Origin of the sequence: Flavobacterium sp. N502536, from assembly GCF_025947345.1 — a bacterium.
GTDB lineage: Bacteria > Bacteroidota > Bacteroidia > Flavobacteriales > Flavobacteriaceae > Flavobacterium.
Genome location: NZ_CP110011.1, coordinates 2,877,060 through 2,892,680 on the forward strand (window position 1 = coordinate 2,877,060; position 15,621 = coordinate 2,892,680).

Annotated in this window: 14 protein-coding genes; 9 read left to right on the forward strand and 5 right to left on the reverse strand. The window is 37.6% G+C overall.

Annotated features, from left to right (window positions below):
- Positions 1–151: 151 nt before the first annotated feature.
- The 3 genes from OLM61_RS12370 to OLM61_RS12380 form a co-directional block, all read right to left on the reverse strand.
- Positions 152–691 (reverse strand): DUF4136 domain-containing protein, encoded by a 540-nt coding sequence (locus tag OLM61_RS12370; RefSeq protein WP_264522980.1) that lies wholly within the window; start codon positions 689–691, stop codon positions 152–154.
- Between the two features lie 101 nt (positions 692–792).
- Positions 793–2,769, reverse strand: a complete 1,977-nt coding sequence (locus OLM61_RS12375) for a urocanate hydratase (RefSeq protein ID WP_264522981.1) — start codon at positions 2,767–2,769, stop codon at positions 793–795.
- 351 nt (positions 2,770–3,120) lie between these two features.
- On the reverse strand, positions 3,121–3,306 hold the full coding sequence (locus tag OLM61_RS12380; RefSeq protein ID WP_264522982.1) for a DUF5522 domain-containing protein: 186 nt from the start codon (positions 3,304–3,306) through the stop codon (positions 3,121–3,123).
- Between the two features lie 111 nt (positions 3,307–3,417).
- Between OLM61_RS12380 and OLM61_RS12385 the strand changes: the two genes are divergently transcribed.
- The 5 genes from OLM61_RS12385 (at position 3,418) to OLM61_RS12405 (ending at position 9,723) form a co-directional block, all read left to right on the forward strand.
- Positions 3,418–3,759, forward strand: coding sequence for a hypothetical protein (locus tag OLM61_RS12385; protein ID WP_264522983.1), 342 nt, complete (start codon positions 3,418–3,420; stop codon positions 3,757–3,759).
- Between the two features lie 3 nt (positions 3,760–3,762).
- Positions 3,763–4,659 carry a 1-aminocyclopropane-1-carboxylate deaminase/D-cysteine desulfhydrase gene (locus OLM61_RS12390; protein ID WP_264522984.1) on the forward strand — a complete coding sequence of 299 codons (897 nt, stop codon included), beginning with the start codon at positions 3,763–3,765 and terminating at the stop codon, positions 4,657–4,659.
- Positions 4,652–5,545, forward strand: a complete 894-nt coding sequence (locus OLM61_RS12395; RefSeq protein ID WP_264522985.1) for a glucosaminidase domain-containing protein — start codon at positions 4,652–4,654, stop codon at positions 5,543–5,545. Before OLM61_RS12390 ends, OLM61_RS12395 begins: the two co-directional genes overlap by 8 nt.
- 81 nt (positions 5,546–5,626) lie before the next feature.
- Positions 5,627–6,913: a glutamate-1-semialdehyde 2,1-aminomutase gene (gene hemL, locus OLM61_RS12400; RefSeq protein WP_264522986.1), complete on the forward strand. Its 1,287-nt coding sequence runs from the start codon at positions 5,627–5,629 to the stop codon at positions 6,911–6,913.
- Positions 6,914–7,248: 335 nt separating this feature from the next.
- Positions 7,249–9,723: a zinc-dependent metalloprotease gene (locus OLM61_RS12405; RefSeq protein WP_264522987.1), complete on the forward strand. Its 2,475-nt coding sequence runs from the start codon at positions 7,249–7,251 to the stop codon at positions 9,721–9,723.
- A 54-nt stretch (positions 9,724–9,777) separates the two neighbouring features.
- Here OLM61_RS12405 and OLM61_RS12410 read toward each other — a convergent pair whose 3' ends face one another.
- Entirely contained in the window at positions 9,778–10,218 is a 441-nt protein-coding gene (locus OLM61_RS12410) for a hypothetical protein (RefSeq protein WP_264522988.1), read from the reverse strand.
- Positions 10,219–10,461: 243 nt separating this feature from the next.
- Here OLM61_RS12410 and OLM61_RS12415 point away from each other — a divergent pair, with 243 nt between their 5' ends.
- The 4 genes from OLM61_RS12415 to OLM61_RS12430 all read left to right on the forward strand — a co-directional run bounded on the left by OLM61_RS12415 (position 10,462) and on the right by OLM61_RS12430 (position 13,674).
- A complete protein-coding gene (locus tag OLM61_RS12415) occupies positions 10,462–11,385 on the forward strand; it encodes a DUF4274 domain-containing protein (protein ID WP_264522989.1) in 924 nt (307 codons plus the stop codon).
- Positions 11,386–11,461: 76 nt separating this feature from the next.
- A complete protein-coding gene (locus OLM61_RS12420; protein WP_264522990.1) occupies positions 11,462–11,878 on the forward strand; it encodes a hypothetical protein in 417 nt (138 codons plus the stop codon).
- Positions 11,879–11,966: 88 nt separating this feature from the next.
- Positions 11,967–12,992 (forward strand): 2-hydroxyacid dehydrogenase, encoded by a 1,026-nt coding sequence (locus OLM61_RS12425; RefSeq protein ID WP_264522991.1) that lies wholly within the window; start codon positions 11,967–11,969, stop codon positions 12,990–12,992.
- A gap of 79 nt (positions 12,993–13,071) precedes the next feature.
- Positions 13,072–13,674, forward strand: coding sequence for a hypothetical protein (locus OLM61_RS12430; RefSeq protein ID WP_264522992.1), 603 nt, complete (start codon positions 13,072–13,074; stop codon positions 13,672–13,674).
- Between the two features lie 109 nt (positions 13,675–13,783).
- Here the strand turns inward: OLM61_RS12430 and lysS are convergent, their stop codons facing one another.
- A complete protein-coding gene (gene lysS, locus OLM61_RS12435) occupies positions 13,784–15,484 on the reverse strand; it encodes a lysine--tRNA ligase (protein ID WP_017496702.1) in 1,701 nt (566 codons plus the stop codon).
- Between the last annotated feature and the right edge of the window lie 137 nt (positions 15,485–15,621).

Consider the following 15,621-nt stretch of genomic DNA (forward strand, 5'->3'; position numbering starts at 1 on the left):
AACCTCCCGTTGTGGGAGGTTTTATAAATTGTATTTTGTTTACTTATTTACATATTACCTCGCCATTATTGCTGAATTGCAATAATAGTAATAGAGATAATAATGTTATTTAAGTTTTTCATTTCAGATAATTGAATCGCAAATGTATGAATTATTTTTTAACAGGAGGATATTGTGCTAAAATTTTAGTTACAAACTCAGCAACCTTTTCGTCTTTTTTAGCAACGTTTTTGGTTAAAGTTCCAACACCTTCTCCCTGCCAGATCATTTCTTTCTTTTTAGCATCAATCAGGTCAATGAATAAAGTTCCTTCGGTAGAAGTTGAAACGGTAGTCTGATTTCCTCCGTACATCATGTATGGATTCCATCCCCAACCCCAACCGTAACCCCAGCCGGCACTAAATTGATTTACATTTACTTGTTCCCTTGCTTTAGTAAAAATATTCACTAATAAATCAGGGTTTTCGCTTTTGGTAAAACCTTTGGCTTGCATTTGATCATCGATGGCACGTAGAATACGTCTTTTATCCAAATCAGATATTTCGACCTTATCAATTCCGGGCTTAAAGAAAGCATACGTTTTGTAAGGGGCAAAATCTACGTTTTTGTCGTAATCAGAGTAAACACTAACTGTGCTGCATGATGCTAGTATTAAAAGCAAAAAAACGGGTACTAATTTGAATGTTTTCATATGTTTAAAAATTTAATGTTCTCTTTGATCTGCCAGGCTGAGCTATTGGTCAGAATGAGCAATTGATTTGTCAGACTGAGCGTAGCCGAAGTCCCCTTTTTCTAAAACAGATTCTCATCTACGATATTAGGCAAAGTTACTTTTAATAAAGGCTGAACTTCCATTGCTCTTTTTATCGCAAAAATAGCTTCGCCATTTCTGGCCCAGCTTCTTCTTGAAATTCCGTTATTAACATCCCAAAAAAGCATTGATGCTAAACGTTTTGAAGCCTCCTTAGAACCATCAAGAACCATACCAAAGCCACCATTTATAACCTCTCCCCAGCCAACTCCGCCGCCATTATGTATAGAAACCCATGTTGCACCTCTGAAGCTGTCGCCAATCACGTTTTGAATCGCCATATCGGCTGTAAAGCGTGATCCGTCGTAGATATTTGAGGTTTCTCTGTATGGAGAATCCGTTCCCGAAACGTCATGATGATCGCGTCCTAAAACAACCGTTCCAATTTCACCTTTGGCAATAGCCTGGTTAAAAGCTTCGGCAATTTTAATTCGGCCTTCTGCATCGGCATATAAAATTCTGGCTTGTGAACCCACAACCAGTTTGTTTTCCTGCGCACCTTTGATCCATTTGATGTTATCCTGCATTTGCTGCTGAATTTCATCCGGAGCTGTTTTGGCCATTTCTTCCAATACCTGACTTGCTATGGCATCTGTTTTTTGTAAATCTTCGGGTTTTCCGGAAGTACAAACCCATCTAAACGGGCCAAAACCGTAATCGAAACACATTGGTCCCATGATGTCCTGAACGTAACTAGGGTATCTAAAATCAATATTGTTTTCGGCCATCACATCAGCACCTGCGCGGGAAGCTTCTAATAAAAAGGCATTTCCGTAATCAAAAAAGTAAGTGCCTTTTGCGGTATGTTTGTTAATAGCTTTGGCTTGACGGCGCAAAGATTCCTGTACTTTTTCTTTGAAAAGTTCCGGATTGCTGGCCATCATTCCATTAGCCTCTTCAAAGGAAATTCCGGCAGGATAGTAACCTCCGGCCCATGGATTATGAAGAGAAGTCTGATCAGAACCCAAATCAATTTTGATGTTTTCTTTGTCGAAACATTCCCAAACGTCTACCACGTTTCCTAAGTAAGCGATGGAAACTACTTCTTTATTGGCTTTTGCCGTAAGCACTCTTTTGACCAATTCGTCAGTTGAGGTTACAATTTCATTTATCCAGCCCTGTTCGTGGCGAATTTTTGTAATTTTCGAATTTACTTCTGCACACACGGTGATACAGCCTGCAATGTTTCCGGCTTTTGGCTGTGCACCTGACATTCCGCCAAGTCCTGAAGTTACAAACAGATTTCCTTCCGGATTTTGTTTGATTTTTCTAAAACCATTCAAAACTGTAATCGTTGTTCCGTGTACAATTCCTTGTGGCCCAATGTACATATAACTCCCGGCGGTCATTTGCCCGTATTGTGAAACACCTAAAGCATTCATTTTCTCCCAATCGTCCGGTTGAGAGTAATTTGGAATCACCATTCCGTTTGTTACGACAACTCTTGGCGCTTCTGCATGTGAAGGAAATAATCCCATCGGATGACCTGAATACATGGTCAGTGTTTGCTCGTCTGTCATTTCAGACAAATATTGCATCGTCAATAAATATTGTGCCCAGTTTTGAAAAACGGCTCCATTTCCACCGTAAGTAATCAGTTCGTGCGGGTGTTGCGCTACAGCATAATCCAGATTGTTCTGAATCATGTGCATAATTGCTTTTGCCTGCACTGATTTTCCGGGATATTCGTCAATTGGTCGGGCATACATTCTGTAATCCGGACGAAAACGGTACATATAAATACGTCCGTAAGTTTCCAACTCTTCTGAAAACTCCTGAATTAATTCGGCATGGTGTTTTGCCTCAAAGTATCGCAATGCATTTTTTAAAGCCAGTTTTTTTTCTTCTGCTGATAGGATTTCTTTTCGTTTTGGCGCATGGTTAATAGCTAAATCGTATGTTGCCTTTGGAGGTAATAGGGTTGGAATTCCTTGTTGTATTTGTTCTTTAAAAGTCATTTTTTTAAGGTACTAAGTTGCTAAGATTCTAAGCTGCTAAGGTTTTGATCTAAGCAAGCAATAATCTGCGATTTATTAAATAGGCTATAAGCTCCATCGGAGCGACATGGCAATGAAAGAAATAAAATAATGATCTCATTTTCAAATTGCCCCATTCTCTAATTAAAAAATAACTAAGGATAACGGATATCCGACCTGTGATAGGATTTGTGGATGGTAATCCTAAATTTTCGAAACAGAATATCCATATAAATATTTTAGATTGTTGATTTTAGATTTTTGATTTGTCCTTCGACTTCGCTCAGGGCAACGATGTGTAAAATTAGTTAGTTTTAAAATTTAAGAAATTCTCTAATTGGCGTTTTTTCTTATTTGCCCGGTTCGTTTATCAAAACCATATGGACAATGACGACAGCCACTTTTACAGCAATAACCACGTTTCAGATGGTATTTTTCAGTAAAGCATTTATAACCTTCGGGCGTATAGTAAAAATCTTCCCCTTCGATTAATTTATTTTCATTACTTTGCTCTTTCATAAATCTGCATTGAGTTCCGGTCCCGCTTTTTAAAGTCAAAAATAATTAATTGATTGTGGTTTTAATGAAATCGGACAATTTTCATCTACAAATTTATAAATTTTACAGCTAATGTTTCTGATTGTTGCTAAATATTTAATTCCAAAAGGGTATCGGGGAATGGCTGTGTTTCCGTTTGTCATTTTGAAATACGATACAGATAAAGAAAATGCTGTTTTTGTGCATCATGAAAAAATTCACCTGAGACAGCAATTAGAATTATTGGTAATTCCGTTTTATATTTTTTATGTTTTAGAATATGCCATTCGGCTGATTCAGTATAAAAACAAAGAACTGGCCTATCGCAATATAAGTTTTGAGAGAGAAGCTTACGCCAATGAAACCCATTTAAATTATTTGAAAAACCGACCTTTCTTTGGCTTTTTAAATTACTTAACTTTAAAACACAAATAGATTTTGAATCAGGAAATTCATATCGTCTTCCCCAATGCTATTTCGTTGAGCATAAAACGGGAAGATTTGATTCATCCCTTTGTTTCCGGGAATAAGTTCCGAAAACTGAAATACAATTTGCTTCAGGCGAAAGCCGAAAATAAAAAGACTCTGCTGACTTTTGGCGGTGCTTTTTCCAATCATATTGCAGCCGTTGCTTATGCCGGAAAAGAGCAGGGTTTTAGAACCATTGGCGTGATTAGAGGCGAGGAACTTTTGGATAAAATCGAAGAGAATCCAACACTAAAATTTGCTCAGGAAAACGGAATGCAGTTTGAATTTGTGACGCGGGAGGAGTATCGGCTTAAAAATGAAAATGCCTTTATCGAAAAGTTAAAAGATAAGTTTGGCGACTTCTATTTAGTGCCTGAGGGCGGAACCAATGAATGGGCGGTAAAAGGCTGTGAAGAGATTTTGACCGAAGAAGATGCACGTTTTGATTTTGTTTGTTGTGCGGTAGGAACGGGCGGCACGATAGCGGGATTGATTAATAGTGCGCTGCCGCATCAGAAAATTTTAGGGTTTCCGGCGTTAAAAGGTGACTTTTTAACCGATGAAATTCGTATTTTTGCACAAAAAGATAACTGGAATTTAATTTCTGACTATCATTTTGGAGGTTATGGGAAGGTAAATTTGGAATTAATTGAATTTATCAATGCTTTTTTTGAAGAAAATAAAGTGCCTTTGGATCCAATTTATACGGGAAAGATGGTTTTTGGCGTTATAGACTTAATACATAAAAACTATTTTCCTGCACATTCAAGAATTTTATTGATCCATACCGGCGGATTGCAGGGAATTGAAGGGATGAATATTAAATTGAAGCAGAAAAAATTACCAATACTCAAAAGCAATGGTTAAAAAAATAATAGCACTTTTAATGCTGGTGACTTTAGTAGGTTGTTCTTCAAGTAAACCTACTATCGCGACGACCAAAAAAGCGGCGGCAATCCAGAGGCCTAAAGTGGCGACAACCAAAAAGCCAACGTACACCAAACCAATTGGTAAAAAATACCCTTCTACAAATAATACAACCGAGGTCATCCAGTCTACTTCAAAAACAGTTGTAACCAGTGATTTAATCAACAATTATATTTTACAATTCAAAGATATTGCCATAGGGAATATGCAGAAATACGGCATTCCTGCAAGTATTATTCTGGCGCAGGGAATTCTAGAATCCGGTGCAGGAAAAGGTGATTTGGCGCTGGAAGCCAATAATCATTTTGGAATTAAATGTCACAAAGACTGGCTGGGAGAGAGTGTGCGTCATGATGATGATTCGGCTCAGGAATGTTTCAGGAAATATACAGAAGCTGCAGAATCGTATAGAGACCATGCCTTGTTTTTGGTTGGCAAAAATAGATATGCCACTTTATTTACTTACGAAAAAGACGATTATAAATCCTGGGCAAAAGGGTTAAGAGCGGCTGGTTATGCCACAGATCCCAATTACCCGGATAAATTAATTAGTTATATCGAACGATACAATCTGCACCAGTACGATTGTCAGGTTACCGGAAAAAGCTACAAACCTTTTGAGAAATCAGCTCCGGTAAAAAGTTCTTCACCTTCCGGTTCGCCTTCTAATGCTAATTCGAACGATCCTAATTTATACGAAGTTCAAAAAGGGGATACCTTATATTCGATTTCAAAAAAATTCAACCTTTTGGTTGACGATTTAAAACAGAAAAATAATCTTTCAGACAACGCACTTTCTGTCGGGCAGAAGCTTAGAGTGAAGTAGTGTTTAGTCTCAGTCACAGTTTTAAGTCTTAGTTTAAGTTCTTTAAAATCTAAAATCAGAATTCAAAAATCTAAAATCATAATGATATATAAAAGAAGTAGTCAGCTTTTTGCTGAAGCAGAAAAAGTAATTCCTGGAGGGGTAAATTCACCGGTAAGAGCATTTAAAGCAGTTGGTGGAACTCCAATTTTTGTAAAAAGTGCCAAAGGTGCTTATTTGTATGACGAGGACGGAAATAAATTAATCGACTATATCAATTCATGGGGACCAATGGTTTTGGGTCATGCCTACCAACCGGTTGTGGATGCTGTAATTGAAAAAGCAAAATTGGGTACTTCATTCGGAATGCCAACGGAATTAGAAACAGAGATTGCTGCTTTGGCGGTTTCGATGGTTCCGAATATCGATAAAATAAGATTTGTAAATTCAGGTACCGAGGCTTGTATGAGTGCAATTCGTCTGGCTCGCGGATTTACAAAAAGAGATAAAATCATCAAATTTGCGGGCTGCTATCATGGACATTCAGATTCATTTTTGATTCAGGCCGGAAGCGGAGCAGTAACTTTTGGATCGCCAAACAGCCCGGGAGTTACAGAAGGTACTGCAAAAGATACTTTGTTAGCGAAGTACAATGATTTAGAAAACGTAAAGACTTTAATCGAAGCCAATAAAAATGAAATCGCTGCCATTATCATCGAAGCGGTTGCCGGAAATATGGGATGTATTCCACCTCAAAAAGGTTTTCTGGAAGGATTAAGAGAATTGTGTACGGCCAACGGAATTTTACTGATTTTTGATGAGGTTATGACAGGTTTCCGTCTGGCTCGCGGAGGAGTTCAGGAATTGTATAATATCAATGCCGATATTGTAACTTTCGGAAAAGTAATTGGTGGAGGTTTGCCTGTAGGAGCTTTTGCTGCCCGCGAAGAAATCATGAACTATCTGGCACCGCTTGGACCTGTTTATCAGGCCGGGACATTATCGGGTAATCCGCTAGCTATGGCGGCAGGATTGGCGATGCTGCAATCGTTGGATAATGATCGTGCTATTTTCACCCGATTGGAAGAAAAAACGGCTTATTTGGAAGCAGGAATCGACAGGGTTTTAAAAGCGAATAATGTTGTTTTCACTATCAATAGAGTAGGATCGATGATCTCTGTTCACTTTGATGCAAATCCGGTTGTTGATTTTCAAACTGCCGCAAAAGGTGATAACGAAACGTTTAAGAAGTTCTTCCATGGCTTGTTGCAGGAAGGTGTTTATATCGCACCATCGGCTTATGAAACCTGGTTTATTACCGATGCCTTAACCTATGAAGATCTGGATTTTACCATTAATGCGATTGATAAAGTTTCAAAGACCTTTTAGATCTTAGCAGTTAAAAACATATATTTTTTTTCAATTGGAGGCTCAGTTTTTTTAGTAAAGCTGGGTCTTTTTTTTTAGTTTTCAGTCTCAGTTTTCAGTCTCAGTGTTCAGTCTCAGTGTTCAGTCGCAGTCCACATCTCACAGTTCACATCTCACAGTTTACATCTCACAGTTTACATCTCACAGTTTACATCTCACAATATTCCGTCTCATTTCCACAATTTAAACTCTAAAATCATCAAGTAGTTAATGAAAAGTTAATAAATAGGTTTTGGGGTGTATATTCAGGATAAAAATTATTTTTGTTTATTAAATAACCATTAAACCCGTAATAAATGAAGAAATTTTTCATTTCTACTACGATAGCTGCCTTTATGCTATTTCCTGTTTCTCAGTTTGCGCAATCAAACAAGAAAAAATCAAAAAAAGACGACCCGGCAGCTGCCGCGCCGGAGAAAAAACCAGAATCTGCCATTAAAGACTACAGTAAGGTAATTACCAAAGATGCTGTCACTGATGACGGGCTTTTTAAAGTGCACAAAGTCGATAAAAAATACTATTTCGAGATTCCGAATAAATACCTGAACAAAGACATGCTTTTAGTAAGCAGATTGTCAAAACTGCCTTCTAATTTGGGTGGAGGTTATGTAAACGCCGGATCAGAAACCAATGAGCAATTAATAGTCTGGCAGCGTTTTCAGGATAAAATTCTGATCAAATCAAAATCATACAATGCGGTAGCCAATGATAGTTTGCCGATTAGTATTTCGGTAAAATCAAATAATTATGAGCCTACGTTATTTGCTTTTGATATCGTAGCGTTTAGTAAAGATTCTGCAAATACCGTGGTTGATGTTACTAAATTTTACAGTACAGATGTTAAGGCGATCAGTGGAATTTCGTCAGAAATGCGCGAAACGTATAAAGTAAAAGGACTTGACGATTCAAGAAGTTTTATCAATACGATTAAAAGTTTTCCAATGAATATCGAGGTAATTCAGGATATGACGTATAATGCTTCGAAACCATCGATGCTGGAAGATACCGAATCGATTAGTATTCAAATGAACCAATCGATGATTTTGCTGCCTGAAGTACCTATGACACCAAGGCTGGCAGACCCAAGGGTAGGCTGGTTTACAGTAAGTCAGTACGATTACGGAAGCAATGAATTGAAATCGGATCTTAAAACCTACATTCGCCGTTGGAGACTGGAGCCAAAAGATCCGGAAGCCTATGCAAGAGGAGAATTGGTTGAACCGGTAAAACCTATCGTTTATTATTTAGACCCTGCTACTCCTGAAAAACTTCGAAAATACATCAAACAAGGGATAGAAGAATGGCAAAAACCTTTTGAAACGGCAGGATTTAAGAATGCTATTATTGCAAAAGATGCCCCAACAAAAGAGGAAGATCCTGATTTTAGCCCGGAAGATGTTCGTTATTCGGTGGTTCGTTACGTTGCAAGTACCACCCGAAATGCAGTTGGTCCGAGTGTTTCAGATCCGAGAAGCGGTGAAATTATCGAAAGTGATGTAATCTGGTACCACAACCATTTACGTTCGTACAGAAACAGGTATTTGTTGGAAACCGGAGCGGCAAATCCGTCAGCGAGAACTTTGCAGACGAGCGACGAGGAAATGGGAGAAATGATGCGTATGGTAATTGCTCACGAAGTGGGGCATGCTTTAGGTTTTCCGCACAATATGGGCGCAAGCTGTGCGTATGATGTAGAAAGTTACCGAAATGGTGATTTTACGCAGCAAAACGGAATTTCGGCGAGTATAATGGACTATGCAAGGTACAATTATATTGCACAGCCGGGAGATAAAAATATTCGCTTTATTCGTAAAATGGGAGCGTATGATCACTATGCCTTAAACTGGGGGTATAGAGTGATTCCGAATGCGAAATCTCCTCAGGACGAGTCCGCTACTTTAGACAAATGGATTTTGGATAAAGCAGGAAATCCTTTGTACAAATTTGGAAAACAAAGCAGTGCTTTTGATCCTTCTTCACAAACAGAAGATATTGGGAATAATTCAATGAAAGCAAGTACTTACGGACTTAAAAATCTGGAATATGTTGCCGCTCATTTGAACGAATGGACAAGTAATGTGACGAATAACTACGACGATCTGGACGAATTGTACAAAGAAATGCTGGACGTTTGGAGTCGATATGTAGGTCATGTGGTGACTAATGTTGGCGGAGTTTATGAAAATACGAAAAATCCAAATCAGACCGGAAATGTTTACGAGGTAGTACCGAAAACCAAACAGATTGAAGCAATGAACTGGCTTCAGGCAAATGCTTTTGCTTCACCAACATGGATGGTAAATGTTACGACTTTGAAGAATACTGATTTTGCCGGTTATGCGGAAAGATTCAGAAGCTTACAGGTGAGACAGTTGAATAGTTTGCTTAGCATTGGCCGTATTGGCAGATTAGTAGATAATGAAATCGTTGGAGGAGATACGTATAAAGCACTGGATTTATTGAGAGATACGCGAAAAGGAATCTGGAAAGAAGCTGCAGCACCCGGAAATGTGACCATCTACAGAAGAAACCTGCAACGCGGTTATATCGATCGAATGGGAGCATTAATGACCGAAGAAATTAAGCCGTCTGACCGATCAGTGGTATATTATAATGTAAACCAGTCTGATGTGAGAGCTTTGGTACGTGGTGAGTTGAATGCGCTAAGAACGACACTTTTGGCAGCAAAGGCGAGACCTGTAAATGCAGAAACCAAGTATCATTACGAGGATTGTATTAAAAGGATAGACTTAATTCTTAATCCGAAATAAGATTTTATAACAAAGAAAAAGAGGCTTTTAAGGCCTCTTTTTTTATGAACGATATTAGTTGTTTGCTTTTTTGTGCTCTCTCATTTTCTCTTTTGCTTTTTCTTTATTTTCGTCTTGAATGGAAGTCCATTTTTTATATTGATCGGCATTTAGAATTGATTTCATTTTGGCATCGTTAGCAGCTTGTTCGTCCAGCATTTGTTTTCTAAAAGCAACTTTGTCTTCTGTCGTCAGGCTTGTACCATTTTCTTTCTTGCTTTTGCGGTCTTCTTTATATTTTTCAGCTTTGGCACTTCTGTCCGCTAAAAGCTGTTTGATCTGCGCTTGCTGGTTGGCATCTAAATTGAGTTCCGAAGTGAGTTTTTTTAACTTCTTTTCATTGCGTTGTTCCGGACTTAGTCTTTCTCTTGGTTCGCGTGCAGGTTTTTGATCTGCCTCTTGTGCAAAACTCGCTATTCCAACGAATAACAAAGCTGCGATAAGTAATTTCTTCATGATGTACGTTTTTTAATTGTTTATATAGTTTAGACTTTAACGGATTAAAGAGGTTTAATCCGATCGTCAGAATTATAGATTATTTAACAAATTTAAGTAGAGTAATAGTTTAGTTATTTGGAATTTAGAGGATTAGGTGGAGTCTTCGGCGGTTCATGCTTTTTATCATGTTTTTATAAGAAATGGTTTTTTAAATTTGTTTCTATATTAGAAATCAGGAACGATCATCGTCAGAATTAAAAAATGGAAGAATCATTTAGCAAAAAAAATAGAAACCGGGTTTTAAAAGCGGTAAACGGAGAGCTGTCGTATCAGAAATTAACTGCTGCAGAATGGCATCAGTTTGTTCAAAACTGGAATTATGATGATGGAATCGAGCCTTTTGAATGGATGATCCAACAAAAAACACTTGATAAAGGAACAGTTCTTTGTTTGTATTGGCTGTTGCAACCCGATTATTTTTGTCGGTTTACGAGTGAAGAGCAAGTCAAAGACGATTTGTATTTTGAACAGTATAAATTGTTGAAAGAAATTGAGGAAAGATATCTTGCCGACTTTTATCAGGATGAGAACTTTTCGTTTGATCCGAATCCCGAATTTTTGGATGAAAATTCTACTGTAGCGTGTATTCCGGGTGAAATGTTGCTTAAAACTGGAGGAGTAGCTTTCGAACGATTGGATATTGAATTTGCTTTTTTAAGGAAACCTAACGAAAAGGAGTTGAAAACAATTGCGACCAGGATAACGGATGCAGTAAAGATTATTCAGCTTTCAAATCCGGACTTTGTTTATGACGATACGGATACGGCAGTAAACGCTATTGTTGAAAGTGTCGAATACTGGAAAATCAAAGAATTAGGGAAGATAAAAATCAATAATCTGTCGTATTTGTGGATGGATTGCATGCATAAAAAACACCAGTGGGACTGGATTGTATGGGATTGGGAAACCGGAAATAATCTGGGAGTTACAAATGCAACAAAAGAATTGACCTGTTTGGCAGATACCATTATAGCCCACACCATAGACGGATTTCAGCCTGCTTCGATCATTTCTGATTTGTACAAAGACCTGGAAGGCGTAAATGATTTTTATGATCTAAAAAGAGACCCTTACAGCGGAATCGGATTACTGTTTAGCACCGATCATTTGAAGTTTAGAGCATAAGAAGCAGGAAGGATTTTCTGCTAAAAATAGAGACGAAGAGATCGTTTGGTTTTTCAAAGCGTAACAATTTAAACGTATGGGATTAAGAAAAATTACAGTTGAAGAGAATGTTTATTGGTACAAAAGCGTTACTAAATATGCGCTTGAAACAGAAGCAGCAACATTTGAGATAACAATATTTCTGGAAGATCATAAACAAACTCCATTGAAAATCAGCTTTGTTACATGGGAAGACCTGTATGCCGGAAACCCTTTAAATACAGGAGTAGTGTTAACCAGACTATCTGATAAAGAAACCGAAAATGTCAATTTAAATCGGCCAAAATATATCAGAGAATGCATTTTATACGGCTTGAAAATGGGATGGAATGGCGGTAATAAAGTAGCAATTATCGATGGTTTAGAGATCCTTAGAAGTTTAGGTTATGATGTTTCCTGCCTTTGTCCAAAAGAGGGAATTGTTATAGCGCATGGAAAAGAATATTTAAAGTAAGTTGATTTTTCAGGATCAGAAGTTACTTCAGAAGAATTGTTTAATTTAGTAGAATAGGAAGATAAGAACCTCAAAAATAGTAATCAAGATGAGTTTAAAAGATACAGTAAATACAAATAAAATAGCTTTTTTTTCAACGCAGCCTTACGATAAAACGTTCTTCAATAAATACAATGATGCTTTTGGGTTTGAACTGGATTTTTTTGAAACGCAATTAAATCCTCAAACCGTGATTTTGATTGAAAATGCTTTGATTGTTTGTGTTTTTGTAAACGACATCGTCAATGAAGCCGTGTTGAAACAATTGGCTGAAAAAGGAGTGAAGATTATTGCTTTGCGCTGCGCGGGTTTTAATAATGTTGATTTGGATGCTGCTAAAAAGTATAATCTGAAAGTTTGTCGGGTTCCTGCATACTCACCTCAGGCTGTTGCAGAGCATGCGATGGCAATGATTTTAACACTGAACCGAAAAACACATAAAGCTTACAATAGAGTTCGGGAACAAAATTTTTCACTGAACGGGCTATTAGGTTTTGATTTGTTTGGGAAGACCATCGGAATCATCGGAACGGGAAATATAGGGAAAGCTTTCGCTAAGATTGCAAAAGGTTTTGGCTGTAAAGTTCTGGCGTATGACATCGTAACAAATGCCGAAATGGAGAAAGATGGCGTACAGTTTGTTTCGTTGGATGAGATTTTCAAGTCCAGCGATATTATCTCGTTGCATTGCCCTTTAAACGATCAAACGAAGCATGTCATTAATAAAAAGTCTATCGCTTTAATGAAAGACAGTGTAATGCTTATCAATACAAGCCGTGGCGGATTGATTGAAACAGCCGCTGTTATTGAAGGTTTGAAAGAAGGCAAAATAGGGTATTTGGGAATTGATGTTTACGAACAGGAAGAAAAACTATTCTTCAGAGATCTTTCCGCCGATATTATTCAGGATGATGCCATTCAGCGTTTGATGAGTTTTCCAAATGTTTTGGTGACCGCGCATCAGGCGTTTTTTACCAATGAAGCCTTAACACAGATCGCTTTGGTTACCTTTAACAATATAAAGTCTTTATTGACGGAGAATGATATTGAAAATAAAGCCGCTTTGTTAGTTTAAATTGAATCACAAATTCGATCGGTTTTTAAAACCTGTCGGGTTTAGAAACGGAATCGTAAAAATTAAAAAAAGAGAAAACATGAAAAGAAAAATTTTATTGGCATTTCTGGTTTTAGGAATGATTTCTTGCCAGAATAAAGAAAAAACAGGAGAAGAGAATGTTGTGGAGGCCATCGCAACTGACACCATAACAAAAACAGCAACCGGAACAGCAGACGTAAGCGATGCTCCGCACAAAGACGATAAAGCAGTCGAGACCATCAGAAAGCAGCTTTTAGTATTACTGAAAAAAGATCTGCCAGCCTTGACAGCCGACGACAGATTCTTTTATTATAGTGCTTTTGATTTAAATAATGATAAAAAGGAAGAGTACTTTGTAGGTTTTTCGAATCCTTATTTTTGTGGAAGCGGAGGCTGTTCAGGATACATTTTGAATAATGACGGAAGTTTGATCAATTCTTTCACCGTAACTGATTTCCCTATTTATGTAACCACTTCAGTAACGGAGAAATTTTATGATCTAATAGCTGTAAGTGGAGGAAAATTTCATCTTCTAAAACTGAAAAATGGAAAATATCCTTCAAATCCATCTGTTCAGGAAGTTGTTAAAGAGGAAGCTACAAGAGAAAGTACAACGGTTTTGGATATCGATGGGAAGAAGTTGGAGAAGTACTCGTTTTAATCAAATGGTATTAAACAATAAACCCGACAGGTTTTAAAACCTGTCGGGTTTGAATTATTATAAATCAGTTTTGGAATTTGGATTTTCCAAAATTTGAATTTTTAAAAAACTATCCTACCAATTCCACAAATTTAAATTCGCCTTCAACAGCTACTTTAGTCAAACCGTGTTTAGATAAGTTTTTCATAGACGCATCCCATTTTTTACCGCTTAAATTTGCAGTAATTTTTAGTTGCTGAAGATCCATTTTATTCTCATTTCCTTTCAATAAGTCTACGATAAATTTCTCTTCGTCTGATAATTCGACAGTTTGTTTTTTCTCCGGACGCATTTGCGGGAACAATAAAACTTCCTGAATCGATGCGTTATTGGTTAAGTACATAATCAAACGGTCCATCCCAATTCCCATTCCAGATGTTGGCGGCATACCGTATTCTAAGGCTCTTAAGAAATCCTCGTCGATAATACCGTTTGCTTCATCATCACCTTTTGCAGCCAGACGCATCTGATCTTCAAAACGCTCTCTTTGATCAATTGGGTCGTTTAATTCAGAATAAGCATTCGCAATTTCTTTACCACAAACCATTAATTCAAAACGTTCGGTTAAGTCTGGATTGTCGCGGTGTTCTTTACATAACGGAGACATTTCTTTCGGATAATCTGTAATGAAAGTAGGCTGAATGTAATTTCCTTCACATTTTGCACCAAAGATTTCATCGATTAGTTTTCCTTTCCCCATTGTTTTATCCACTTCGATTCCCATTCCTTTTGCAGCTTCAAACAGCTCTTCTTCTGTTTTTCCTGAGATATCAAAACCGGTAAAATGTTTGATCGAATCCGTCATCGTAACACGGGCGTAAGGCGCTTTAAAGTTAATTTGATGCTCGCCAAAAGTAACTTCACTAGTTCCGTTTACGGCAATAGCACAATGCTCCAGCAGGCCTTCTGCAAATTCCATCATCCAGTTGTAGTCTTTGTAGGCTACATATATTTCCATTGCTGTAAACTCAGGGTTATGCGTTCTGTCCATTCCTTCATTACGGAAGTTTCTGGAAAACTCATAAACACCTTCAAATCCACCAACAATTAATCTTTTTAAATACAATTCGTTTGCAATACGCATGTAAAGCGGAATGTCAAGCGAATTATGGTGCGTAATAAAAGGTCTTGCCGAAGCACCACCAGGAATCGATTGCAAAACCGGAGTGTCAACTTCAAGATATCCTGCATCGTTAAAATAACCACGCATAGCGGTAAATAACTTGGTACGTTTGATGAAAGTCTCTTTAACATGTTGATTCACCGTTAGATCTACATAACGCATTCTGTAACGCAATTCAGCATCATTAAAAGCATCGTGTACATTTCCGTCCTCGTCAACTTTTGGTAAAGGCAACGGACGTAATGTTTTACTCAAAAAAGTAAAACCGCTCACACGAATACATTTTGCTCCAACCTGAGTCGTAAACAATTCACCTTCGATACCAATAAAGTCACCTAAATCGGTTAATTTTTTAAAAACCTGATTGTATAACGTTTTATCGTCACCTTCACACAAAACATCGCGATTCACGTACAATTGAATACGTCCTTCGCTATCCTGCAATTCAGCAAAACAAGCTTTCCCCTGATCACGAACACTCATCAAACGTCCCGCAACGATCACCTTCTTACCCTCTTCAAATGACTCCTTTATTTGCTTTGAAGTATGATTTACAGGAAAAAGATTAGCCGGATAAGGATTGATTCCTAAGTTGCGTAAGTTTTGAAGTTTTTCTCTTCGGATGATTTCTTGTTCTGATAGTGCCATTTTGTGCTCTTTTTTAAGTGTGCAAAGATAAAGAAAAGAATGTAGATTTCAGAATGCTGATTTTAGATTTTTTGAAGCAGTAATTTTCGGGTTTTCAAGGTGGTTTTGTCCCGCTATCCACTTGTGTCTTTTTGCTG